General features: G+C 72.2%; 21 protein-coding genes. 14 read left to right on the plus strand and 7 right to left on the minus strand.

The window, feature by feature from the left end; all coding sequences use genetic code 11:
- Positions 1 to 38 precede the first annotated feature (38 nt).
- Both ACXJY8_RS06665 and ACXJY8_RS06670 read right to left on the minus strand, forming a co-directional pair.
- The gene (locus ACXJY8_RS06665) at positions 39 to 791 is read right to left on the minus strand and encodes a glycerophosphodiester phosphodiesterase family protein (protein ID WP_463777758.1); all 753 of its coding nucleotides are present in this window, start codon (positions 789 to 791) and stop codon (positions 39 to 41) included.
- Positions 788 to 1,261 carry a RidA family protein gene (locus ACXJY8_RS06670; protein WP_463777765.1) on the minus strand — a complete coding sequence of 158 codons (474 nt, stop codon included), beginning with the start codon at positions 1,259 to 1,261 and terminating at the stop codon, positions 788 to 790. Before ACXJY8_RS06670 ends, ACXJY8_RS06665 begins: the two co-directional genes overlap by 4 nt.
- A gap of 273 nt (positions 1,262 to 1,534) precedes the next feature.
- Between ACXJY8_RS06670 and ACXJY8_RS06675 the strand changes: the two genes are divergently transcribed.
- The 4 genes from ACXJY8_RS06675 (at position 1,535) to ACXJY8_RS06690 (ending at position 6,463) form a co-directional block, all read left to right on the plus strand.
- Positions 1,535 to 2,728: an aspartate aminotransferase family protein gene (locus ACXJY8_RS06675; RefSeq protein ID WP_463777768.1), complete on the plus strand. Its 1,194-nt coding sequence runs from the start codon at positions 1,535 to 1,537 to the stop codon at positions 2,726 to 2,728.
- Between the two features lie 110 nt (positions 2,729 to 2,838).
- Positions 2,839 to 3,792, plus strand: a complete 954-nt coding sequence (argF, locus tag ACXJY8_RS06680) for an ornithine carbamoyltransferase (protein WP_463777771.1) — start codon at positions 2,839 to 2,841, stop codon at positions 3,790 to 3,792.
- A 273-nt stretch (positions 3,793 to 4,065) separates the two neighbouring features.
- Entirely contained in the window at positions 4,066 to 5,085 is a 1,020-nt protein-coding gene (locus tag ACXJY8_RS06685) for an Hsp33 family molecular chaperone (RefSeq protein WP_463777775.1), read from the plus strand.
- Positions 5,086 to 5,257: 172 nt separating this feature from the next.
- Positions 5,258 to 6,463, plus strand: a complete 1,206-nt coding sequence (locus tag ACXJY8_RS06690; RefSeq protein ID WP_463777777.1) for a hypothetical protein — start codon at positions 5,258 to 5,260, stop codon at positions 6,461 to 6,463.
- 82 nt (positions 6,464 to 6,545) lie between these two features.
- On the opposite strand, the gene speG is transcribed toward ACXJY8_RS06690, so the two are convergent.
- From speG to apaG, 3 genes are read right to left on the minus strand one after another with little or no spacing between them, the layout of a single operon-like run.
- Positions 6,546 to 7,130 carry a spermidine N1-acetyltransferase gene (speG, locus tag ACXJY8_RS06695; RefSeq protein WP_243913205.1) on the minus strand — a complete coding sequence of 195 codons (585 nt, stop codon included), beginning with the start codon at positions 7,128 to 7,130 and terminating at the stop codon, positions 6,546 to 6,548.
- Positions 7,127 to 8,299 carry an acetylornithine deacetylase gene (gene argE, locus ACXJY8_RS06700; protein ID WP_463777783.1) on the minus strand — a complete coding sequence of 391 codons (1,173 nt, stop codon included), beginning with the start codon at positions 8,297 to 8,299 and terminating at the stop codon, positions 7,127 to 7,129. Before argE ends, speG begins: the two co-directional genes overlap by 4 nt.
- A 4-nt stretch (positions 8,300 to 8,303) precedes the next feature.
- Positions 8,304 to 8,696 (minus strand): Co2+/Mg2+ efflux facilitator ApaG/CorD, encoded by a 393-nt coding sequence (gene apaG / locus ACXJY8_RS06705; protein WP_055950877.1) that lies wholly within the window; start codon positions 8,694 to 8,696, stop codon positions 8,304 to 8,306.
- A gap of 144 nt (positions 8,697 to 8,840) precedes the next feature.
- Between apaG and ACXJY8_RS06710 the strand changes: the two genes are divergently transcribed.
- Both ACXJY8_RS06710 and ACXJY8_RS06715 read left to right on the plus strand, forming a co-directional pair.
- Positions 8,841 to 9,260, plus strand: coding sequence for a hypothetical protein (locus ACXJY8_RS06710; protein WP_463777788.1), 420 nt, complete (start codon positions 8,841 to 8,843; stop codon positions 9,258 to 9,260).
- A gap of 101 nt (positions 9,261 to 9,361) precedes the next feature.
- Positions 9,362 to 10,480, plus strand: coding sequence for a 2'-deoxycytidine 5'-triphosphate deaminase (locus ACXJY8_RS06715; protein WP_463777791.1), 1,119 nt, complete (start codon positions 9,362 to 9,364; stop codon positions 10,478 to 10,480).
- A gap of 88 nt (positions 10,481 to 10,568) precedes the next feature.
- Here the strand turns inward: ACXJY8_RS06715 and ACXJY8_RS06720 are convergent, their stop codons facing one another.
- Positions 10,569 to 11,654: a YeiH family protein gene (locus ACXJY8_RS06720; protein ID WP_463777794.1), complete on the minus strand. Its 1,086-nt coding sequence runs from the start codon at positions 11,652 to 11,654 to the stop codon at positions 10,569 to 10,571.
- 134 nt (positions 11,655 to 11,788) lie between these two features.
- On the opposite strand from ACXJY8_RS06720, the gene ACXJY8_RS06725 reads away from it, so the two are divergent.
- The gene (locus tag ACXJY8_RS06725) at positions 11,789 to 12,031 is read left to right on the plus strand and encodes a hypothetical protein (protein WP_463777796.1); all 243 of its coding nucleotides are present in this window, start codon (positions 11,789 to 11,791) and stop codon (positions 12,029 to 12,031) included.
- 150 nt (positions 12,032 to 12,181) lie between these two features.
- On the opposite strand, the gene ACXJY8_RS06730 is transcribed toward ACXJY8_RS06725, so the two are convergent.
- Positions 12,182 to 13,132 (minus strand): NAD(P)-dependent oxidoreductase, encoded by a 951-nt coding sequence (locus ACXJY8_RS06730; RefSeq protein WP_463780447.1) that lies wholly within the window; start codon positions 13,130 to 13,132, stop codon positions 12,182 to 12,184.
- A 464-nt stretch (positions 13,133 to 13,596) separates the two neighbouring features.
- On the opposite strand from ACXJY8_RS06730, the gene ACXJY8_RS06735 reads away from it, so the two are divergent.
- From ACXJY8_RS06735 to ACXJY8_RS06765, 7 genes are all read left to right on the plus strand, one after another.
- Complete coding sequence (locus ACXJY8_RS06735) at positions 13,597 to 14,613, plus strand: 2-keto-3-deoxygluconate permease (RefSeq protein WP_463777798.1); 1,017 nt, start codon at positions 13,597 to 13,599, stop codon at positions 14,611 to 14,613.
- 1 nt (position 14,614) lies between these two features.
- Positions 14,615 to 15,904: a four-carbon acid sugar kinase family protein gene (locus ACXJY8_RS06740; RefSeq protein WP_463777800.1), complete on the plus strand. Its 1,290-nt coding sequence runs from the start codon at positions 14,615 to 14,617 to the stop codon at positions 15,902 to 15,904.
- Entirely contained in the window at positions 15,901 to 16,902 is a 1,002-nt protein-coding gene (gene pdxA, locus ACXJY8_RS06745; protein WP_463777803.1) for a 4-hydroxythreonine-4-phosphate dehydrogenase PdxA, read from the plus strand. Before ACXJY8_RS06740 ends, pdxA begins: the two co-directional genes overlap by 4 nt.
- Positions 16,903 to 17,009: 107 nt before the next feature.
- Positions 17,010 to 17,783 (plus strand): DeoR/GlpR family DNA-binding transcription regulator, encoded by a 774-nt coding sequence (locus ACXJY8_RS06750; RefSeq protein ID WP_463777806.1) that lies wholly within the window; start codon positions 17,010 to 17,012, stop codon positions 17,781 to 17,783.
- 89 nt (positions 17,784 to 17,872) lie between these two features.
- Entirely contained in the window at positions 17,873 to 18,355 is a 483-nt protein-coding gene (locus ACXJY8_RS06755; protein WP_463777808.1) for a hypothetical protein, read from the plus strand.
- Positions 18,356 to 18,765: 410 nt separating this feature from the next.
- Complete coding sequence (gene oxlT / locus ACXJY8_RS06760) at positions 18,766 to 20,064, plus strand: oxalate/formate MFS antiporter (RefSeq protein WP_463777810.1); 1,299 nt, start codon at positions 18,766 to 18,768, stop codon at positions 20,062 to 20,064.
- 170 nt (positions 20,065 to 20,234) lie between these two features.
- On the plus strand, positions 20,235 to 20,432 hold the full coding sequence (locus ACXJY8_RS06765; RefSeq protein WP_463777812.1) for a hypothetical protein: 198 nt from the start codon (positions 20,235 to 20,237) through the stop codon (positions 20,430 to 20,432).
- Positions 20,433 to 20,438 lie beyond the last annotated feature (6 nt).

Raw genomic sequence — 20,438 nt, forward strand, 5'->3', positions numbered from 1 at the left:
GCGCGGTGCCCCGCGCCGTCGCAGGGGGTGTTGGGCTTCTAGGGGCAAAACCCCTCGAACACCATCTGGTCGGCATGGATCCCGGCGTGGCGGCGCTGCTCCGGGCTGCGCACGGTCCAGGTCATCACGGGGCGTCGCCCGAGGAGCCGGCACAGGAGCGTGGGCGCGCAGGGCAGGTCGTCCACCCGCCAGGACAGGAAGTCCGGCCGGGTCTCGTCGAAGTGCAGCAGGTCGGAGAGGGAGCGCCGCAGGCTCGGGGCCAGCGTCGCGTAGGCCGGGTCGTCCTGGCGCGTCTCGGCGACGATGCCGCGCGGGAGCCCGGGCGCCAGCCTCCGCAGGGCGGCGACGACCTGCGGGTCGAAGGACTTGAGGGCCACCGGGCCGTCATAGGCGGCCGCGAGGGCGGCGACGCGCTCGGCGAGCCGCAGGTCGCCGGTGTAGCGCGACTTCACCTCGATCACGAGGGGCGTGCGTCCCCCGATCCGGGCGAGGAAGTCCGGCAGGGTCGGGATGCGCTCGGCGCTCCCCGCCACGGCCAGGGCCGCGAGGGCGGCGGCCGGACGCGCGCCGACCGCCTCCGCCTCCGTGGTCAGGCGGCCCAGGGTCTCGTCGTGGAACACCATCGCCTCGCCGTCGGCGCTGAGCTGCACGTCGCATTCGATGGCATAGCCGCCGGCCATCGCCGCCTCGGCCGCCGCCAGGGTGTTCTCGGGCAGGCCGGCCGCCCGGTCGTGCAGGCCGCGATGGGCGATGGGCCGGGCGGTCAGCCAGTCGGGGGCGTTCGGGGTCATTTGACCTCGAACATCGCCTCGACCTCGACGGCCGCGTCGAGGGGCAGTTCGGCGACGCCGACGGTGGAGCGCGCGTGGCGGCCGCGGTCGCCGAGGATCTCCACCATCAGGTCGGAGGCGCCGTTCATGATGCCGGCCAGCCCCGCGAAGGTCGGGACCGCGTTGATGAAGCCGCCGAGGCGGATGCACTGCACGACGCCGCGATCGAGGTCGCCGACCGCCGCCTGCACCTGGGCCAGCACGTTCAGGGCGCAGAGCCGGGCCGCGGCGATGCCGTCCTCGGCCGAGACCTCGGCCCCGAGCTTGCCCTTGTGCGCGTCGGCGATTCGGCCGTCGGCCCCGAAGCAGATCTGTCCGGAGATCACCACGAGGTTGCCGCTGCGCACGAAGGGCACGTAGTTCGCGACCGGGGCCGCGGCCTTGGGCAGGGTCAGGCCGAGGGCCTCCAGGCGTTCCGTGACGGTGCTCATGCTGCGTGGTTTCCTCTGCTGGGCGGCCGCGGGTCGTCCGGCCGGCGTGACGCGGCTCTGAGCACTTCCGCGACGACGGCGCAAGGCGGGCCGCGCATGGCGCGCGCAACAGCCTAATTGGCAGGCATGTCAGGGATGTGAACCCGGTCTGTCGTTGACAGAATTGAGCTTTTCTCTAGTAATCGCGCGCGTGCCGCCCCGTTCGAGGCGGCACTTTCATTTGGTGCGGTCGCGGTCTCGCGTGCCCGCGAGACATGACGGGAAGACGGGATCGTGACATCCGCCCTTCTGCCGACCTATGCCCGGGCCCCCATCGCCTTCGAGCGCGGCGAGGGCGCCTGGCTCGAGGCACGCGGCGGCGAGCGATACCTCGACTTCGGCGCAGGCATCGCGGTGAACGCGCTGGGCCACGCCCATCCGCACCTCGTCCAGGCCCTGACCGAGCAGGCGCAGAAGCTCTGGCACACCTCGAACCTGTTCGAGATCCCGGAGGGCGAGCGGCTGGGCCGGCGCCTGGTGGACGCGACCTTCGCGGACGTGGCCTTCTTCGCGAATTCCGGTGCGGAGGCCAACGAGGCCGCCATCAAGATGGCGCGCAAGTACCACGCCGCCGACGGCCATCCGGAGCGCTTCCGGATCATCACCGTCGAGGGCGCCTTCCACGGCCGGACCCTGGCCACCATCGCGGCCGGCGGCCAGCAGAAGTACATCGAGGGCTTCGGCCCGAAGGTCGACGGCTTCGACCAGGTGCCCTTCGGCGACCACGAGGCCCTGCGCGCCGCCATCGGCCCGGAGACGGCCGCGATCCTGATCGAACCGATCCAGGGGGAGGGCGGCGTGCGCCCGGTGCCGCCGCAATGCCTGCGCGGCCTGCGCGCGCTCTGCGACGCACACGGCATCCTGCTGATCATGGACGAGGTCCAGACCGGGGTCGGCCGCACGGGCAAGCTGTTCGCGCACGAATGGTCGGGGGCGGCCCCCGACATCATGAGCGCGGCCAAGGGCATCGGGGGCGGCTTCCCCCTGGGCGTCTGCCTCGCCACGGCGAACGCCGCGCGCGGCATGACCGCGGGCAGCCACGGCACCACCTTCGGCGGCAATCCGCTGGCCATGGCGGTGGGCAACGCCGTCCTCGACGTGATCCTGGCCGAGGGCTTCCTCGACCATGTCCAGCGCATGGGCATCATCCTGAAGCAGCGCCTCGCCGCCCTGCAGGACCGGCACCCGACCGTCATCGCCGACATCCGCGGCGAGGGCCTGATGCTCGGCCTCAAGCTCCACGTGCTCAACACCGAGTTCGCCGCCGCCGCCCGCGACGCCCACCTGCTGGTGATCCCGGCGGGCGATAACGTGGTGCGCCTGCTGCCGCCGCTGATCATCACGGAGGCCGACGTGGCGGAGGCGGTGACCCGCCTCGACACGGCGTCCGGCCGGCTCGGGACGCGCCTGCGCGGCGCCGCCGAGTAGCCCGACGCGTCACCGGCCGGGCGGCCGCACGAACCCGGCCGCGGCGCCGGACCCATCGAAGCCCGACCGGATCTGCCGAAACCGGGACCACGCACACGAAGAACGGACCGATGACCACGACACTGAACGGGACCGGCCACGGAACCCGCCACTTCCTCGACCTCAAGGATTTCTCGTCCGAGCAGCTGCGCACGGTGCTGGACGCCGCCGCCCGCATCAAGGCGCGCCGCCGCAAGGGCACGCTGGCCGAGGACCGGCCCCTCATCGGCAAGACCCTGGCGATGGTGTTCGACCGGCCCTCGACCCGCACCCGCGTGTCGTTCGACGTCGGCATGCGCGAACTCGGCGGCGAGACCCTGATGCTGACCGGCAGCGAGATGCAGCTCGGCCGGGGCGAGACCGTGGGCGACACCGCCCGGGTGCTGTCGCGCTACGTCGACGCGATCATGATCCGCATCCTCGACCACGGGCTGATGCTGGAGCTGGCCGAGTACGCCACCGTGCCGGTGATCAATGCCCTGACCAAGGTCTCGCACCCCTGCCAGATCATGGCCGACCTCCTGACCTTCGAGGAGCATCGCGGGCCGATCCGGGGCCGCACCGTGGCCTGGTCGGGGGACGCCAACAACGTGCTCGCCTCCTGGGTGCACGCCGCCGCGCGCTTCGACTTCACCCTCAACATCGCGGCGCCGCCGGAGCTGTCGACGCCCCAGCCGCTCCTCGACTGGGCGAAGGCGCAGGGCGCCGCCGTCAACGTCACCACCGATGCCTACGAGGCGGTGGACGGGGCGGACGCGGTGGTCACCGATTGCTGGGTCTCCATGGGCGACGAGGACGACCAGCACCGGCACAACCTGCTCGTGCCCTACCGGGTCGATGCCCGCCTGATGGCGGCCGCGGCCAAGGACGCGATCTTCATGCATTGCCTGCCGGCCCATCGCGGCGAGGAGGTCACCGCCGAGGTGATCGACGGGCCGCAATCGGTGATCTTCGACGAGGCCGAGAACCGCCTGCACGCCCAGAAGGGCATCCTGGCCTGGTGCCTGCACGCCCACGGGCTCTGAGGCCGCGCCCGGCCTGCACGCGCCCCGCCGGGCCTGCGTGCGCGCCAGGCGGACCCGCCCCGTCGCGCCGCCGCGTCCGGATGCCTATATAGGCTTCATCCTTGACGAGGGCCGGGTGCGGCCGCGCGACGAGCGCGGCCGTTTTGACCGGTGCGCCGCCGATTCCGCTCGGCGATCCCATGACCCGACCCTGACCCCGCCCCAGGGGTCGCGCGGTCCGTGGCCCGGCCCTCGCGTTCGTCGAGCCCGATCGGAGCTGCCATGACTTCTGGAATGCCTGCTGGAACCACCGCCGGACACGGAGCCCCGCTCCTAATCGAGGGCGACGACGACGTCGTGCTGCCCTTCGCCGTCGAGGCCCTCGACGTGCGCGGCCGGGTGGTCCGCCTCGGCCCGTCCGTCGATACCATCCTGCGCCGCCACGGCTATCCGGACGCGGTGGCGCGCCTCCTCGGCGAGGCGGCGGCCCTCACCGTCCTTCTCGGCTCGTCCCTGAAGTTCGAGGGCCGCTTCCAGCTCCAGACCAAGACCGACGGCCCGGTCGAGATGATCGTGGTCGATTTCGAGGCGCCCGACCGGCTGCGCGCCACCGCGCGCTTCGACACCGCGCGGGTGGAGGCCCTCGGCGCCGGGCCGCTGCAGGACCGGGACCTGATCGGGCAGGGCCACCTCGCCATGACCATCGACCAGGGACCGACCAGCAGCCGCTACCAGGGCGTCGTCGCCCTCGAGGGCCAGAGCCTGGAGGAGGCGGCGCACCAGTATTTCCGCCAGTCCGAGCAGATCCCGACCCAAGTCCGCCTCGCGGTGGCCGAGCACTATGCCGGCGGCGGCCGGACCTACCGGGCCGGCGGCCTCCTGGTGCAGTTCCTGCCCCAATCCATCGACCGGGCCCGCCTCGCCGACCTGCCCCCGGGCGACATCCCCGAGGGCCACGTCCACCTCGACGCGAACGGGGTGCCGGAGGACGATGCCTGGGTCGAAGCGCGCAGCCTCGTCTCGACCATCGAGGACCACGAGCTCGTCGACCCGGAGGTCTCGGCCGAGCGCCTGCTCTACCGCCTGTTCCACGAGCGCGGCGTGCGGGTGTTCGAGGCGCAAGGAGTGCGCGAGCAGTGCCGCTGCTCGCCCGAGCGGGTGATGGGCATGATCACCTCGTTCTCGCCCCAGGAGCGCCGGGACATGATCGCCGATGACGGCCGCATCGGCATCACCTGCGAATTCTGCTCGCGGCGCTACGACCTCGACCCGGCGGCGGTGGAGGCCGAAGTCGCGGCCCAGTCGGGCAACTGATGCGGGCTGCCGCGGCACAGGTCGCGGCAGCAACGCCAAGCTTGACCATAATGTAGAACAAGACGCTGCAAATTCTCGCCCCTGCAGCCGAGGTTTGTATTTGAACCGTTTCTAAGGTTTCGACGTTTCGGGTTTCTCAAGAGTGCTCAACAAGAGCTCAGGAGGAACGTCGATGAAGAAATTTACGGTCGGCAAGAATCTGGTCAGCAAGAATCTCGTCGTTGGTCTGACGGCACTGCTGATGACGACCTCGGCCTACGCCCAGGGCGCGGGCCAGGCCGGCGCGGCCGGTGGCGGCGAGGCCGGCGGGGGCCGTGGTGGGGCCGCCGCCCGCAGCCAGGGCGGCGCCGAGGGCGCTTCGGGCGGCGCCCGCAGCGAGATGGGCGGCCGGGCCGAGGCCGGCGGACGCCGCGAGGGTGGCCGCACGGAGAGCGGCGGCCGCGGCGACACGGCGGCCCGGGATTCCCAGAGCCGGGATCCGCAGGCTCGTGATTCGCAGAACAAGGATTCGCAGTCCCGCAGCGCGGACCGGGGCGACCGCGACGGCGCGCGCGGCGACCGGGCGACCCGGACCTCGTCACGTCAGGACATGTCGTCCCGCGAGGACCGGGTCGGCGGCCGCGAGCGGCGCGACCGCGTCTCGGTCGACACGCGCAGCGAGCGCTTCGAGGGCGGGCGCCGCTCGGGCCGCTTCGTCTTCATCGGCGGCCAGCGCGTGGTCTACGGATCGCCGGAATACCGGCGCCTCGTCACCATCGAGCATCGCGGCGGCGACCGCGTGATCGAGCGCTCACGCCGGCGCTACGTCACCATCCGGGGCCAACGGGTCCTCTACGGCTCGCCCCAGTACCGTCGCCTCGTCCGGATCGAGGAGACCACCACCCGCCGTCCCGGCACCCGCTACGTCGTGGTGCGCGGCCAGCGCGTGGTCTACGGCTCGCCGGAATATCGCCGCCTGACGGTGACCGAGCGCCGGGGCGGCACCGTCGGCGCCCGCTTCGAGGAGCGCAGCTTCCGCGGCAAGGCCGTCTCGTCCCGCACCGACGAGCGGCACGACACGCGCAACGTCCGCTCGACCCAGAGCGAGTCGCGGGACGGCATCCGCAACGCCGATAGCCGCCAGCAGGGGGGCCGCAACGGTGCCTCGGCCGAGCGCGACACGAACCGCGAGCGCGGGACCGAGGGCTCGGGCGTCCGCAACGCGGCCGACCGCTCGGGCGGCGCCGAGCGCGGCACCATGAACACCGGCAGCCGAACCGGCGGTTCCGAGCGCGGCATGAATGCCGGCGCGCAGGGCGGCAAGTCCGGCAGCATGGGTGGCGGCAACATGGGCGGTGGCGAGCGCACCGGCGGGCAGGGCGGCGCGGGCCGCAACTGACCCCCGGCGCACCGGTGATCCGATCGCCTGATGGGAAACGGCGCCGGGCCTCTTCGCGGAGGTCCGGCGCCGCGCGTCGCGCTCAGGCCTTCAGGACCGGATCGGCGATGTCGCCGCCGCCCCGGCGCGCGAGATAGGCCGGCTGGAACAGGCACATCCGCACCGCGTCGCGGTACTTGCCGTTGACGAAGAACTCGTCCTTCAGGATGCCCTCGGGCTCGAACCCGCAGCGCTCGTAGATCCGCACCGCGCGGGCATTGTCCTTGTCGACGTGCAGGTAGAGCTTGTGGATGTTCAGGACGCTGAAGGCGTAGTCCATGGCGATGCGCGTGGCCCGCGGGGCGTAGCCCTGGCCCTGGAAGGCCGGGTGGATCGCGATCTGGAATTCGCAGCGCCGGTGCAGGTGGTTGATCTCCACCAGCTCCACGAGGCCGGCAGGCGCCCCCTCCGAATTGGCGATGATGAAGCGCCGCTCCGTCTGGTTGTGGATGTTGCGCTCGTAGAGCTGCGCCAGTTCGGCGAAGGACTCGTAGGCCTCCTCGAACCAGTAGCGCATGATGCTGTCGTTGTTGTTGAGCTGATGCACGAACATCAGGTCCTCGCGCTCCAGCGGGCGCAGCTTCACCGGCCCGTCCGCCGCGATGGTGCGGGGCACGAAGGCGGTCATGGCGTCACGCAGGCCGCCGCGAGGCGGTCCATGAAGGCCTCGCCGGCCGCGAGCGCCGCGAGGGTGATGTACTCGTCCGGCTGGTGCGCCTGGTCGATGGAGCCGGGGCCGCAGACCACGGTGGGAATGCCGGCGACCTGGAAGCGCCCGGCCTCGGTGGCATAGGGCACCGAGATCGTGTGGTTGCGCTCCGCCACCCGGAGGGCCAGCCGCTCGGCCGCCGAGCCGGGCTCGGGGGCGAGGCCCGGCACCGAGACCTCCTCCAGCGTCTCGATGCGCCCGTAATCGCCGTAGCGGTTGAGCCGGTCGCGCAGCACGCTGCGCACCTTGGCCTCGAACAGGGCCGGGATCTCGCCCATGTCGAGATCGGGCAGGCCGCGGAACTCCCAGTGGAAGGTGCAGACCTTGGGCAGGATGTTGCGGGCCGTGCCGCCCGCGATGGTGCCGACATGCACGGTGGTGGCGGGCGGGTCGAAGCGCCCCGAGGCGTCGCCGCGCGCGATCATCGCGTCGGCGATCCGGTTCAGCTCGGAGACGAGGTCGGCCGCCGCCATCACGGCGTTGGCGCCCAGCATCGGCTTGGCCGAATGCGCCTCGTGCCCGTGCACGGTGGTGAGGTAGGTGACGATGCTCTTGTGCGCGTCGGCCACTTCGAGGTCGGTGGGCTCGCCGACGATCACCGCGCCCGGGCGCGGCAGGTCGGCGCCGAAGCGCGCGATGGTGTCGGCGACGCCCAGGCAGGTGGTCTCCTCGTCGTAGGACAGGAGAATGTGGATCGGGCGCTTGAGGTCGGCGGCCTGGAAGCGCGGGATCGCCGCGAGGGCCAGGGCGCAGAAGCCCTTCATGTCGACGGCGCCGCGGCCGTAGGCGCGCCCGTCCGCCACCCGCAGGGTGAAGGGGTCGGCGCTCCAGGCCTGGCCCGTCACCGGCACCACGTCGGTATGGCCCGAGAGCACGATGCCGCCGTCGGCCATCGGCCCGATGGTGGCGAACAGGGCCGCCTTGTCGCCGGTCGCGTTGGGCACGCGGACGAAGGGCACGCCGAGGTCTTCGAGGGAGGCCGCCACGCTGTCGATGAGCGCGAGGTTCGACTTCGAACTCTCGGTGTCGAAGGCCACGAGCCGCGCCAGCCAGTCGAGGGTCTCCGGGCGCGGGCCTTCGGCCGACATGACCTTAATGCACGCTGCGGCGGACGTGGGGCGAATCGAGCGAGAAGGCCGGGATCTCCGCCTCGAAGCTCTCGCCGCCATGGGTCGCCATGGTGTAGCTGCCGGCCATCAGGCCGTCCGGCGTGGTGAGCGGGCAGCCGCTGGTGTAGCTGAACGACTCGCCCGGCTCGAGCACCGGCTGCTTGCCGACCACCCCGGCGCCGCGGACCTCCTGGGTCTCGCCGCGCCCGTCGACGATGCGCCAGTGGCGCGAGCGCAGCTGCACCTGCTCGGGGCCGTTGTTCACGATCTCGACCGTGTAGGCGAAGAAGTAGCGGCTCTCGGCCGGCGACGATTCTTCCTCGACGAAGCGTGGCATCACGGTCACGCTGATCCCGCGCGTCTGAGCCTTGTACATCCCCGTCATGCCTCCCTGGCCGGACCTGAACCCCGAGCGCGCTGCGTTCGCGACAAGCACAGGGCGTCGTGGTACGGCCCTCGCAAAACCGCGTCAATCGTGGCGAATGCGGGGGTGCCCGCGCAAGATCGAGGTCCGTGTCCCGTGGTCGAGGAGACCGTTTCGCGCCCGCGCCTTCCGTCCGCCGGCCGGGCGCTCCTCGCCGGCCTCGCGCTCGCGGGCCTGACCGGTGCCTTCGCCTGGACCGCACCGGAGCGCAACGGCTGGGCCGCCCTGGCGCTCGCCGTGGCGCTGGGCCTCGACGGGCTGGCGCAGGCGGCGGGGGCCTGGCTCGCCCGCCGCGGGGGCGGGCCGCCCCGGATCGCGGGCCTGCCCTCCCTGGTGCTGGCCTTCGGGCCGGCCGCCGGCCTCGGCGCGGTGCTGTTCGCCGTCGCCCTGGCGGCCTGGCCCGCCGGATTCCCGATCCTGGCCAGCGCGCTCGCGGGTCTGATCGCCATGGGTGCCATCGCGCGCCTCGTCCTCGCCTGGATCGTCCTGCGGATCGAGCGGGAACCGGAGGCTTAACCGGACCTTAGGCGATCCGGCCGCATGCGTGCAGAATGCGGCGGTCCCGCCCCGGCCGCGTCCGGGGCGGTGCCCGATGGACGAGCGGGTGGTGCGAACGGATGCAAGACGGGATTCTGGCCGCGATGCAGGACGGGGCGGGTGGCCGCCAGCACGGGATTCTGGCCGCGGTCGGAATCGAGGCCCTGACGCGCGCGGGTGCGATCCGGCCCGACACGCCCTACGCCCCCGACCAGATCCAGCCCGCGAGCCTCGACCTGCGCCTCGGCGCCCGGGTGTTCCGCGTGCGCACTAGCTTCCTGCCCGGCGCCCGCACGGTCTCGGCCTGCATCGAGGCCTTCGCGCTGCACGAGATGGACCTGCGGAACGGGGCCGTGCTGGAAACGGGCTGCGTCTACATCGCCGAGCTGCAGGAGCACCTCGCCCTGCCGGGCGACCTCGCCGCCAGCGCCAACCCGAAGAGCTCCACCGGCCGCATCGACGTCTTCACCCGCGTCATCACCGACCGGGGCGCCGCCTTCGACCAGGTCGAGGCCGGCTATCACGGGCCGCTCTATGCCGAGATCTCGCCCCGCACCTTCCCGGTGAAGGTCCGCACCGGCTCGCGCCTGTCGCAGATCCGCTTCCGGCGCGGCGAGCCCCGCCTCACCGACGTCGAGCTCGCCGCCCTGCACGCGGCCTCGCCCCTGGTCGACGCCCCGAGCCCGACCTTCCAGGGCGGCATCGGCGTCTCCATCGATCTCTCGGGCTTCTCCGGCCTGATCGGCTACCGCGCCCGGCGCCATACCGGCCTCGTCGACGTCGACGCTCCGGGCGCCCACCGGGCGGCGGATTTCTGGGAGCCCCTGCAGGCCGACCCGTCCCGGGCCCTGATCCTCGATCCCGGCCAGTTCTACATCCTGGCCTCGAAGGAGGCGGTGCAGGTGCCGCCCGACTTCGCCGCCGAGATGGTGCCGTTCGACCCCCTGGTGGGCGAGTTCCGGGTCCATTACGCCGGCTTCTTCGATCCGGGCTTCGGCTTCGCCGCCGCCGGCGGCGCGGGCGCCCGCGCGGTCCTCGAGGTGCGCTCGCGCGACGTGCCGTTCCTGCTGGAGGACGGCCAGATCGTCGGCCGCCTCGTCTACGAGCGCATGGTGGAGCGCCCCGCCACCCTCTACGGCACGGGCGCCGGCTCGAACTACCAGGCCCAGGGGCTGAAGCTCTCCAAGCACTTCGCCTGAAGAAAGCCCTTCGCCTGAAGCAAGCCCTTCGCCTAAGACAGGCCCTCCGCCCGAGCGGGCGGCGGCGGGAGCCGGCCCGGGCGAGCGCTCAGGCGATTCCCAGGGCCCAGATCAGGGACAGGCTGACGGCGAGGAGGACGACGAGGGAGCCCGTCACCGCCAGGGTGACCCGGCCGCCGACCCGCGCCAGCACCCGCACGTCGACGCCGAGGCCCAGCGCCGCCATCGACACCACGGTGAGGAGGCCCGCCAGGCGGGTCACGGGCTGGGAGGCCGCGTCCGGGACGAGCCCGGCCGAGCGCAGGGTCGCCAGCGCCAGGAAGCCGAGGATGAACCAGGGCACGATCTTGAAGAAGCCGAGGCGGCCGGGCCGCACTCCGGCCGAGGCGCCCTCCGGGGGCAGGTGCGGGGCGATGAACGAGAAGGCCACCACCACGGGCCCGAGCATCAGCACGCGCACGAGCTTGACCAGGGTGCCGACCTGGGTCGCCAGGATGCCGACCGGCACCGTGGCGGCGAGCACCTGCGGCACCGCGTAGACGGTGAGCCCCGCCAGCGTGCCGTACTGGTGCGCGGACAGGCCGACGAGGGGAATGAAGAGCGGCAGGCCCAGCACCATCAGCACGCCGAGCACCGCCGTGAAGGCGATGGCGGCGACCACGTCCTTGCTGTCGGCCCCGATCACCGGTGCCACCGCGGCGATGGCGGAGTTGCCGCAGATGGCGTTGCCGCAGGCCACCAGGATCGCCATGCAGGGCGGCAGGCCGAGCACCCGGCAGATGCCGTAGCTGGCCACGATCGCCAGCACCACCGTGGCGACGATGCCGACGAGGAGGCTCGTGCCGGAGGCGACGATGGCCCCGAGGCTGATCGAGGCCCCGAGCAGGGTGACGGCGAGTTCGAGCACCTGCTTGGCCGAGAACGCGATGCCGGCCCGGAAGCGGGCGCCCGGACTCCACAGGGTGCGCAGCGCGATCCCGAGCAGGATCGCGATGACGAGCGCCTCGACGTAGGGATGGCCGGTGGCGTGCTCCTCCAGGGCCTGCACGGCCAGGGCCGCCGCCGTGACGGCGAGGCAGACGAGGATGCCGGGCAGGAGCGAGGCGATCCGCCCGCCCGCGGCCCCCGGCCTGTCCGCCCCGGCCGGAACGGTGGTGATGCTCTCGGCGCTCATGCTGCCTTTCCACGCGGCATTCGGAAGGAAATTCTGCCCCGGTCCGGGCTGCGAGAACAATGCTCTCCCGTGGCGCGAATCTTCGCAAAACCCGTCCATTGATCGGGCAGGGGCGAAGGCCGACATTCACACGGATGAGTCCCCCCTCCGACAGCCGGGCGATGGCCTACGATCCCTTCGGCGAGCCCGTCGAGATCGCCTGCCAGGGCGCCCCCACCGCGGGCGACCGCCGGGCGCGCAACGTCGCCGTGATCGGGTTCTGGCTGGTCGCCGCGGCCCTGACGGCGGGCCGCATCTACCTGTCCGACGAGCCGGTGGCCCAGATGGTCGCGAACGCTCATGCGCAGGTTACCGCCTTCATCACCGCCATCCTCTAGGAAGCGCCCTTCCGCGGGCTTCCGGCGCGAAAGCCCACCGCGCACATCCCGTCCCGTCGCCTGATACGCCGACGCGCGGGAATCCGCGATGGGCCGGTCATGCGTCCCGCCATCCCGCGAGATCGCCGACGGCGTCGAGGCCCGTCATGGTCATGGCGTCCGGACCCCGGACAGGTGGCGGCGCACAGCCTGGGCCGTCACGCGGGACACGCGCACGTTCGACTCCCGGGTCACCCCGGCGATGTGCGGCGTCAGGATGAGGTTGGGCACGTCGCGGAAGGGCGCGCCCGCAGCGGCATCCAGGGGTTCCTGCGGGAAGACGTCGAGGGCGGCCCCGCCGAGATGCCCCGCGCGCAGGGCCGCCGCCACGGCCGCGCCGTCGACCACCTCGCCCCGCGCCGCATTGATCAGCACCGCCCCGGCCGGCATCCGGGCGACGGCATCCGCGCCGATCATCCCCCGGGTCTCGGGCGTCAGCGGCACGTGCAGGGACAGGACGTCGCTGCCGGCGATGAGCCTGTCGAGATCGGCTGGCGCGACCGGACCGCCATCCACCCGCCAGGCCGGGTCGTCGGCCGGCAGGAAGGGGTCGTGCGCCGAGACCCGCATCCCGAGGGCGAGGCCGCGCCGGGCGGTCTCGCGGGCGATGGCGCCGAAGCCGACGAGGCCCAGGCGCTTGCCGGAGATCTCCCGGCCCATCAGGGCGTTGCGCGGCCAGGTCCCGGCCGCCACCGCGGCGCTGGCACCGTAGGCGCCGCGCAGGAGCAGCATCGCGGTGCCGATCACGTATTCCGCCACCGCGACGTCGTTGGCGCCGGTGGCGGGATAGACGGCGACGCCGCGGTCCCGGCAGGCGGCGAGATCGATGTTGTCGAGGCCCACGCCCAGGCGCCCCACCGCCTTCAGCCCAGGGGCGGCGGCCAGGAGCGCCGCGGTCACCTGGGTGCGGTTGCGGACCACGAGGGCGTCCGCATCTGCCAGGGCCGCCCGCAGGTCCTCCGGACGGTCGACCAGGGCCGGGTCGTAGAGCGTCGCGAACCCGCCGAGTTCGGCCGCGATGGCGGCCTCGTCCATGAACTCGACGATCACGACCTTCGGCACGCGGCCGGTCCCGGCGGGAGAACCCGGGGCCTGGGATGTCGTCATGGCTGGCGATGCCTCGTCTGATGGGGTCACGGCGGGGACCTTCGGTTTTTTTCGGGAACGCGGCCCGTCCGGGGCGGGGAGGGGAGGGGAGGCCGGTCCTAAGATCAGGTCGGTCCTGGGACCAAGTCGATCCCGGGACCAAGTCGATCTCGGGACCAAGTCGATCCTGGGACCGGACCGATCTTGCCCTCCCGGCGGCCGATCACCAAGGCGGACGCTGGGAATCCGGCAGCCCGGGCGATGGAGCGCCCCGCCCCGGGGAGCATCCGCTCACGGTTGCGCGTATCACGCAATTTTGTTGACCTCATGCGCAATATGCGCAGAATGACGCGGGTCGTTCCGCCGAATACTCACTCGGTATCCGCGCGAGATCACTAAAACTCAAAAAATTGCGCAAAATGCGCACGGAGGAGACGCGCATGCAGATTCCGATCAAGCGGGCCATCGAGGCGGTGCCCGGCGGCATGATGGTGGTGCCGCTCCTGGCCGGCGCCCTGATCGCCACGTTCTTCCCCGGCACCCCGAAGCTGTTCGGCTCGTTCACGGGCGCGCTCTTCTCCGGCGCCCTGACGATCCTGGCCGTCTTCTACGTCTGCATGGGCGCCAGCATCGATTTCCGCGCCACGCCCTACATCATGAAGAAGGGCGGCACGCTGCTGATCGTGAAGGTCGGCATCGCCATCCTCCTCGGGCTGGTCTTCGGGCAGGTCCTCGGCGAGGCGCCCGTCGCGGCCGGCATGTTCGCGGGCCTCTCCACCCTGGCGGTGGTCGCCGCGATGAACGACACCAACGGGGGCCTCTACATGGCGCTGATGGGCCAGTACGGCCGCCCGCGCGACGTCGGGGCCTACACCGTGATGTCCCTGGAGAGCGGCCCCTTCCTCACCATGGTGACCCTCGGGGTTGCCGGCCTCTCGGCCTTTCCCTGGCAGACCCTGGTGGGCGCCATCCTGCCGCTCCTCGTCGGCATGATCATCGGCAATCTCGACCGGGAGATGCGCGCCTTCCTCGGCCGGGCGATTCCCGTGATGATCCCGTTCTTCGCCTTCGCCCTCGGGGCCGGCCTCGACCTGACCAAGGTCTGGCAGGCGGGCCTCCTCGGCCTCGCCATGGGCGTCGCCGTGGTGGTGGTCACCGGCATCCCGCTGTTCTTCGCCGACCGGCTCACGGGCGGGACCGGGGTCGCCGGGATCGCCGCGGCCTCGACGGCGGGCAACGCCGCCGCCGTGCCGGCGATCGTCGCCTCCGCCAACCCGGCCTATGCCGACGCCGCCGGGCCGGCGACGATCCTGGTGGCGGCCTGCGTCGTGGTCACGGCGATCCTCGTGCCGATCGCCACGGCCTGGGCCTCCCGGCGCTTCGGCGGCGGCGACGTGGAGGCCGAGACCGAGGCCCCGGAGGGCGTCGCGCCCGCGCAGCCCGTCGCCGGGCGCTGACATGGCCTCCGCCGATGACATGGCCTCCGCCGATCCGGCCCGCCGCTGGCTCATCCTCGCCGACGACCTGACGGGGGCGGCCGACTGCGCCATCGCCTTCGGGCGGCGGGGCCTCGACGCGGCGGTGACCTGGGGGGCCGCCGCGGGCGTCGCCGACCGGGACCTCGCGGTGCTGGCCTACGACGCCGACAGCCGCGGCCTGTCCGGGGAGGCCGCGGCGGCGCGGCACGCCGACCTGCTCGGACGCTGGCTCGAACCGGACCGGCTCCTGTTCAAGAAGATCGACTCGACGCTCCGGGGCCAGCCCGCCGCCGAGACCGCCGCCGCCATGGCGGTCCTGGCGGCCCGGAACGGGTCCGCCTTCGGCATCTGCGCCCCGGCCTTCCCGGCCACCGGTCGGACCACCCTGGGGGGCCGGGTCCGGGTCGACGGCCGCCCCCTGGAGGAGGCGGAGGTCTGGCGGCGCGACCACACCTACGCCAGCGCCGACCTCGGAGCCGTCCTCGCCTCCGCCGGAATCCGCAGCGAGACGGTGCCGCTCGCGGCCGTGCGCGGGCCCGACCTCGCCGGCGCCCTCGCCCGGATCGCCACCGCGGGCCCGGCCGTCGCGGTCTGCGACGCCGAGACCGACGCGGATCTCGACCGGATCGCGGCGGCGGGCCTGGGCATCGCGCCGGCCCCGTTCTTCGTCGGCAGCGCGGGCCTCGCGCACGCCCTCGCCGCCTGCCCGACGGCACCGGCGAGCCGGCCCGTCGTCACGGCCCTCGCGCCGAGCCGGTTCGGCAGCCTGATCGTGGTCGGGTCCCTGGCGGCCACGAGCCGGGCGGCCGCCCGCCGGCTTGCGGTGCGGGAGGGCGTCACCCACCTGCCCGTCAGCCCCGAGACGCTGCTCGGCGGCGGCGCGGATCGGGCGGCCTTCGCCGAGCGGGTCGCCGCCATCCTCGAGGCCGGCGGCGACGCCCTGGTGGAGATCGCCATGGCGGACGAACCCGACATGACCCTCGGCCCGCGCCTGGCGCGAAGCCTCGCCGAGGCCCTCGACCCGGTGGCGGGTCGGATCGGCGCCGTGGCGGCCACCGGCGGCGAGACCGCCGCCGCGCTGCTGGCGCGATTCGGCGTCGACGGCATCCGCCTCGTCGACGAGATCGAGCCCGGCGTCTCCCTGGGCCTGACCCTGGGGCGTCTCGCCGTGCCGGTCGCCACCAAGGCCGGCGCCTTCGGCGACGCCGACTCCCTCATCCGCATTTGCGAGCGCCTGCGCGCCGCCAGAACCGAAGGACCCGCCTCATGACCCGTCCCACCCTCGCGATCACCATGGGCGATCCCGCCGGCATCGGGCCGGAGATCATCATGAAGGCCCTCGGGCATGCCGAGGTCCAGGCCGCGTGCCGGCCCCTGGTCATCGGCGATGCCGAGCGCCTGCGGCAGGCCGGCCGGATCGTCGGCTCCGGCCTCGCGGTCGATTCTCTGTCCGCGGCCGGGGAGGCGGATTTCGACGGCGGGGCGGTGCAGTGCCTCGACCTCAAGGTGGTGCCTGCCGACCTGCCGTTCGGGCAGGTCTCGCCGGCGGCCGGAGAGGCGGCCTACCGCTACATCGAGAAGGCGGTGGAGGTCGTGCAGGCCGGGCAGGCCCAGGGCATCTGCACGGCGCCCCTGTCCAAGGAGGCGCTGCACGCCGCCGGCCACCGGTTTCCGGGCCATACCGAGCTCCTCGCCCATCTCACGGGCACGCCGGAGGTCTCGATGATGCTGGTCTCGCCCAAGCTGCGGGTGATCCACGTCACCACCCATATCGGCCTCATCGACGCCATCGCGAAGATCGAGCCCGGCCTCGTCGAGCGCGTCATCGCCCGCGGCCACGCCGTGCTGGTGAAGGCGGGCATCGCCGATCCGAAGATCGGCGTCTGCGCGATCAATCCCCATGCGGGCGAGAACGGCCTGTTCGGGCGCGGCGAGGAGGCGGAGAAGATCACTCCGGCCATCGCGGCCTGCCAGGCCAAGGGCTGGGACGTGCGCGGGCCGCTGCCCGCCGACACGCTGTTCTTCCTCGCCGGGCGGGGCGACTACGACATGGTGGTGGCGATGTACCACGATCAGGGCCACGGCCCGATCAAGGTCCTGGGGCTCGAGGCGGGGGTGAACATCACCGTGGGCCTGCCGGTGATCCGCACCTCCGTCGACCACGGCACCGCCTTCGACATCGCCGGCAAGGGCATCGCGGACGAGCGCAGCCTGATCGAGGCGCTGCGCCAGGCCGTCGACCTCGCCCCGAAATCGATCGCCGCCTGAGGCCGGGGCCGTCCCGCGGCGCGATGGCTGGTCCGGGCGAAACGCCCTGGCCAGCGGCCGCGGCCTCGGCCATGACGAGGGACCGAATCCGGGAAGGCCAGGACCCCATGTCGATGCGCAGCCAGGAGCGTCGGGCGTTGCTGCTGGAGGCGCTGAGCGTCGGCGAGATCGACGTCGACGACGTCGCGGCCCGCCTGAAGGTCTCCGCCTCCACGGTCCGCCGCGACCTGCAGCACCTTTCGGCCAACCGGGGCGTGCGCCGGACCTATGGCGGGGCGATCCTGACGCGCCACCCGCCCGAGACCACCCTCACCGAGCGGCTCGCCGTGAACGGCGCCGAGAAGCGGGCGATCGCCCGCGCCGCCCTGGATCTCGTGGCGGATGGCGACACGCTGATCCTCGATGCCGGCTCGACCGTGGCGGCCTTCGGCCAGCTCCTGGCCAAGCGGCGGCTGCGCATCATCACCAACAACCTCGCGCTGCTGCCCTTCCTGGCCGAGGCCCCGGACCTGGACCTCGTCGTCCTCGGGGGCGCCCTGCGGGCCACCAGCATGAGCACCGTCGGGCCCCTGGCCATCGAGGCCCTGCGCCTGATGACGGCGGACCGCGCCATCCTCAGCGCCGACGGCGTCGTGGCCGGGCGCGGCCTGTGTGAGGCGAGCCTCGACCAGGTCGCCCTCAAGTCCCTAATGATGCGCCAGGCGCGCGAGGTGATCGTGCTGGCCAATGCCGGCAAGCTCGGCCGCGCCGAGCAGACCGCCTGGGCGCCGCTTCCGCGCGACTGGACCCTGGTGACGGATTCGCCCGAGCCGCGCGAGCAGCTGCGGCGCCTGGCCGAGGCCGGCGCCCGCATCCACGTGGCGCCCGACCGGGAGGGCTGAGGGCCGGGATCGCGGCGCCTGTCCGACCCGCCTACCGCGACTCCGCCTGTCCGGCTTAGGATCGGCCGGTCCCGATGGGAGCCGGACGCATGAAGCGACGCCTGATGAAGTTCCTCCACACCATGGGGGCGACCGGCCTGATGGGCGCGATGGCGGCCCTCGTGGTCATGCTCGGCGTGGCGCCGCCGCCGAGCGCCCTGGACGGCTACGCCGCGGCGCGGGCCGCCATGGGGGCGGTCGCCACCTGGATCGTCCTGCCGAGCCTCGCGCTGACCCTGGTCTCCGGCCTGCTGGCCATGACCCTGAACCGCGGCTTCCTCAACGCGGGCTGGGCCTGGCTGAAGCTCGCCACCGGGGTGCTGATGTTCGAAGGCGTGCTGGTCTACGTGCAGGGGCCGATGCGCCAGGAGGCGGAGCAGAGCGCCCTGGCGCTGGCCGGCCGGGTCGACCCCGCCACGCTCGCGGCGACCCTCGGGCCGGAGCGCAACACCCTCTGGGTGCTGCTGGCGGTGGCGACGGCCAATGTCGTGCTCGGCATCTGGCGGCCGCGCCTCCTGCGCCTGCCACGATAGGAACCCGGGCCGCCCGGAGCGGGACGCTGTCGATCCCGCTCCGCAACAAGATCCTGGCATCGTCCAAGTCCCGCCAAGGAACGGCGCGCCCGGGGACAGGCACAGGACAGCAAGTCACGACGCCGCCGGAGATCATCCGTCGATCGGCCGCGCCCTGATCAGGAACGAATCGGGCCAGGACTGGGTCCGAGGCGATAAACGCGCCGGCACCGTGTTTAATCCCGAAAAATCGCGGTCCAGTGTAGAATTATTCTGCTTGCACCGATCCGTGGCATACCAAATAATGCAGGTGCGCTGCCCGACAAGTGAACCACAGGATTCGCCTCAGGCGTGCGGGCCGCAATCGAACATTTCAATCGGGATCTTCAGCAAAACGCATCCCGTCTCAAGCAGAACGAGGAAACGAGCTCATGGCGATGACTGCTGCCGCGCCCCCTATGACGAAGCCATCCGTCAATCGATGGTTGCAATTGATCCTCGGCGTGGCCTGCATGGTCGCGGCGGCCAATATACAATATGCCTGGACGCTCTTCGTTCCCGAGATCCAGAAGACCTTCGGCTGGGATCGCGCGGCGATCCAGGTCGCCTTCACCATCTTCGTCGTGGTCCAGACCTGGCTGACGCCGATCGAGGGCTACTTCATCGACAAGTACGGCCCGAGCCGCGTGGTGCTGTTCGGCGGCCTGATGACCGGCCTCGCCTGGGTGATCAATTCCTACGCCACCTCGCTCAGCGGCTTCTATGCCGGCTCGGTGGCGGGCGGCATCGGCGTCGGCTGCGTCTACGCCACCTGCATCAACAACGCCCTCAAGTGGTTCCCGGACAAGCGCGGCCTCGCGGTCGGCCTGACGGCCGGCGGCTACGGCGCGGGCTCGGCGCTGACGATCATCCCGATCGCCAACATGATTTCCCAGGGCAGCTACGCCCAGGCGTTCTTCATCTTCGGCCTGATCCAGGGCGGCATCATCATGCTGGCGGCCCTGGGCCTGCGGTCGCCCGCCAAGGGCCAGGTCACCTTTTCCACCAATGTGCTGCAGACCCGGCGCGACTACACCCTGCGGGAAGCCCTGCGCACGCCGGTCTTCTGGGTGATGCTGCTGATGTTCACCTGCACGGTGACGGGCGGCCTGATGGCGGTGGCCCAGCTCGGCGTCATCGCGCAGGACCTCGGCGTGAAGGAGTTCCAGGTCAACCTGTACTTCTTCGCCATGGCCGCTCTGCCCTTCGCGCTGATGCTCGACCGGGTGATGAACGGCATCTCGCGCCCGCTCTTTGGCTACGTCTCGGACCGGATCGGCCGCGAGAAGACGATGTTCATCGCCTTCACCATGGAGGGCCTCGGCATCGTCGCGCTCGGCTATTTCGGCACCAACCCGTGGGCCTTCGTCATCCTCTCGGGCATCGTGTTCCTGGCCTGGGGCGAGGTCTACTCCCTGTTCAGCGCCACCGCCGCCGACACCTTCGGCTCCAAGCACATCGGCAAGATCTACGGCGTGCTCTACTGCGCCAAGGGCTTCGCCGCGCTGTTCGTGCCGGTGGGCAACCTGCTGATGCAGGCGACCGGCACCTGGGCGACGGTGCTCTACACCGTGGCGGTGATGGACCTCGTGGCGGCCTTCCTCGCCATCGCCGTGCTGCGGCCGATGCTGAAGCGCCACCACGCCGCGCAGGGCGTGGTGCAGCCGGCCGGCGTGCTGGCCCACGCCTGATCCCGGGCGGCGCTCCGGCCCGCGGGCCGGGGCGCCGCCCGGCCTCCCGCCGGGACCGGCCGGTGCGACATCCTCCGCTCGAGCCGGGCCCTGAGCCCGGCTCGATGCCGTCCGCGCCCCGGGCGATTCCGAGCCGGCTCGGTCCGCCTTCCCCCGCCAAAGGTTCCGAGATGGCCCTCTCCGTCCTCCTCGCACTGGTGAGCATTCCCTTCGCGATCGTCGTGCTGCAGACGGCCGACTTGAACCGCGACGTCTTCACCGTGCTGTACGTCTCGTCCCTCGGCCTCGTCCTCTCGGCCATCCTGCTGGTCGGCGGATATTACCTGCTGCCGCTGCCGCCGATCGTCGGCGAACCGGTGCATCGGTAGGCCCGC

This window comes from Methylobacterium sp. TK31, from assembly GCF_055361545.1.

Bases quoted from the DNA above. Each gene is read 5' to 3' on its own strand.
- ACXJY8_RS06665 (WP_463777758.1), bottom strand. From the start codon at position 791: ATGACCCCGAACGCCCCCGACTGGCTGACCGCCCGGCCCATCGCCCAT.
- ACXJY8_RS06670 (WP_463777765.1), bottom strand. From the start codon at position 1,261: ATGAGCACCGTCACGGAACGCCTGGAGGCCCTCGGCCTGACCCTGCCC.
- argF (WP_463777771.1), top strand. From the start codon at position 2,839: ATGACCACGACACTGAACGGGACCGGCCACGGAACCCGCCACTTCCTC.
- ACXJY8_RS06685 (WP_463777775.1), top strand. From the start codon at position 4,066: ATGCCTGCTGGAACCACCGCCGGACACGGAGCCCCGCTCCTAATCGAG.
- ACXJY8_RS06690 (WP_463777777.1), top strand. From the start codon at position 5,258: ATGAAGAAATTTACGGTCGGCAAGAATCTGGTCAGCAAGAATCTCGTC.
- speG (WP_243913205.1), bottom strand. From the start codon at position 7,130: ATGACCGCCTTCGTGCCCCGCACCATCGCGGCGGACGGGCCGGTGAAG.
- argE (WP_463777783.1), bottom strand. From the start codon at position 8,299: ATGTCGGCCGAAGGCCCGCGCCCGGAGACCCTCGACTGGCTGGCGCGG.
- apaG (WP_055950877.1), bottom strand. From the start codon at position 8,696: ATGTACAAGGCTCAGACGCGCGGGATCAGCGTGACCGTGATGCCACGC.
- ACXJY8_RS06715 (WP_463777791.1), top strand. From the start codon at position 9,362: ATGCAAGACGGGATTCTGGCCGCGATGCAGGACGGGGCGGGTGGCCGC.
- ACXJY8_RS06720 (WP_463777794.1), bottom strand. From the start codon at position 11,654: ATGAGCGCCGAGAGCATCACCACCGTTCCGGCCGGGGCGGACAGGCCG.
- ACXJY8_RS06725 (WP_463777796.1), top strand. From the start codon at position 11,789: ATGAGTCCCCCCTCCGACAGCCGGGCGATGGCCTACGATCCCTTCGGC.
- ACXJY8_RS06735 (WP_463777798.1), top strand. From the start codon at position 13,597: ATGCAGATTCCGATCAAGCGGGCCATCGAGGCGGTGCCCGGCGGCATG.
- ACXJY8_RS06740 (WP_463777800.1), top strand. From the start codon at position 14,615: ATGGCCTCCGCCGATGACATGGCCTCCGCCGATCCGGCCCGCCGCTGG.
- pdxA (WP_463777803.1), top strand. From the start codon at position 15,901: ATGACCCGTCCCACCCTCGCGATCACCATGGGCGATCCCGCCGGCATC.
- ACXJY8_RS06750 (WP_463777806.1), top strand. From the start codon at position 17,010: ATGTCGATGCGCAGCCAGGAGCGTCGGGCGTTGCTGCTGGAGGCGCTG.
- ACXJY8_RS06755 (WP_463777808.1), top strand. From the start codon at position 17,873: ATGAAGCGACGCCTGATGAAGTTCCTCCACACCATGGGGGCGACCGGC.
- oxlT (WP_463777810.1), top strand. From the start codon at position 18,766: ATGGCGATGACTGCTGCCGCGCCCCCTATGACGAAGCCATCCGTCAAT.
- ACXJY8_RS06765 (WP_463777812.1), top strand. From the start codon at position 20,235: ATGGCCCTCTCCGTCCTCCTCGCACTGGTGAGCATTCCCTTCGCGATC.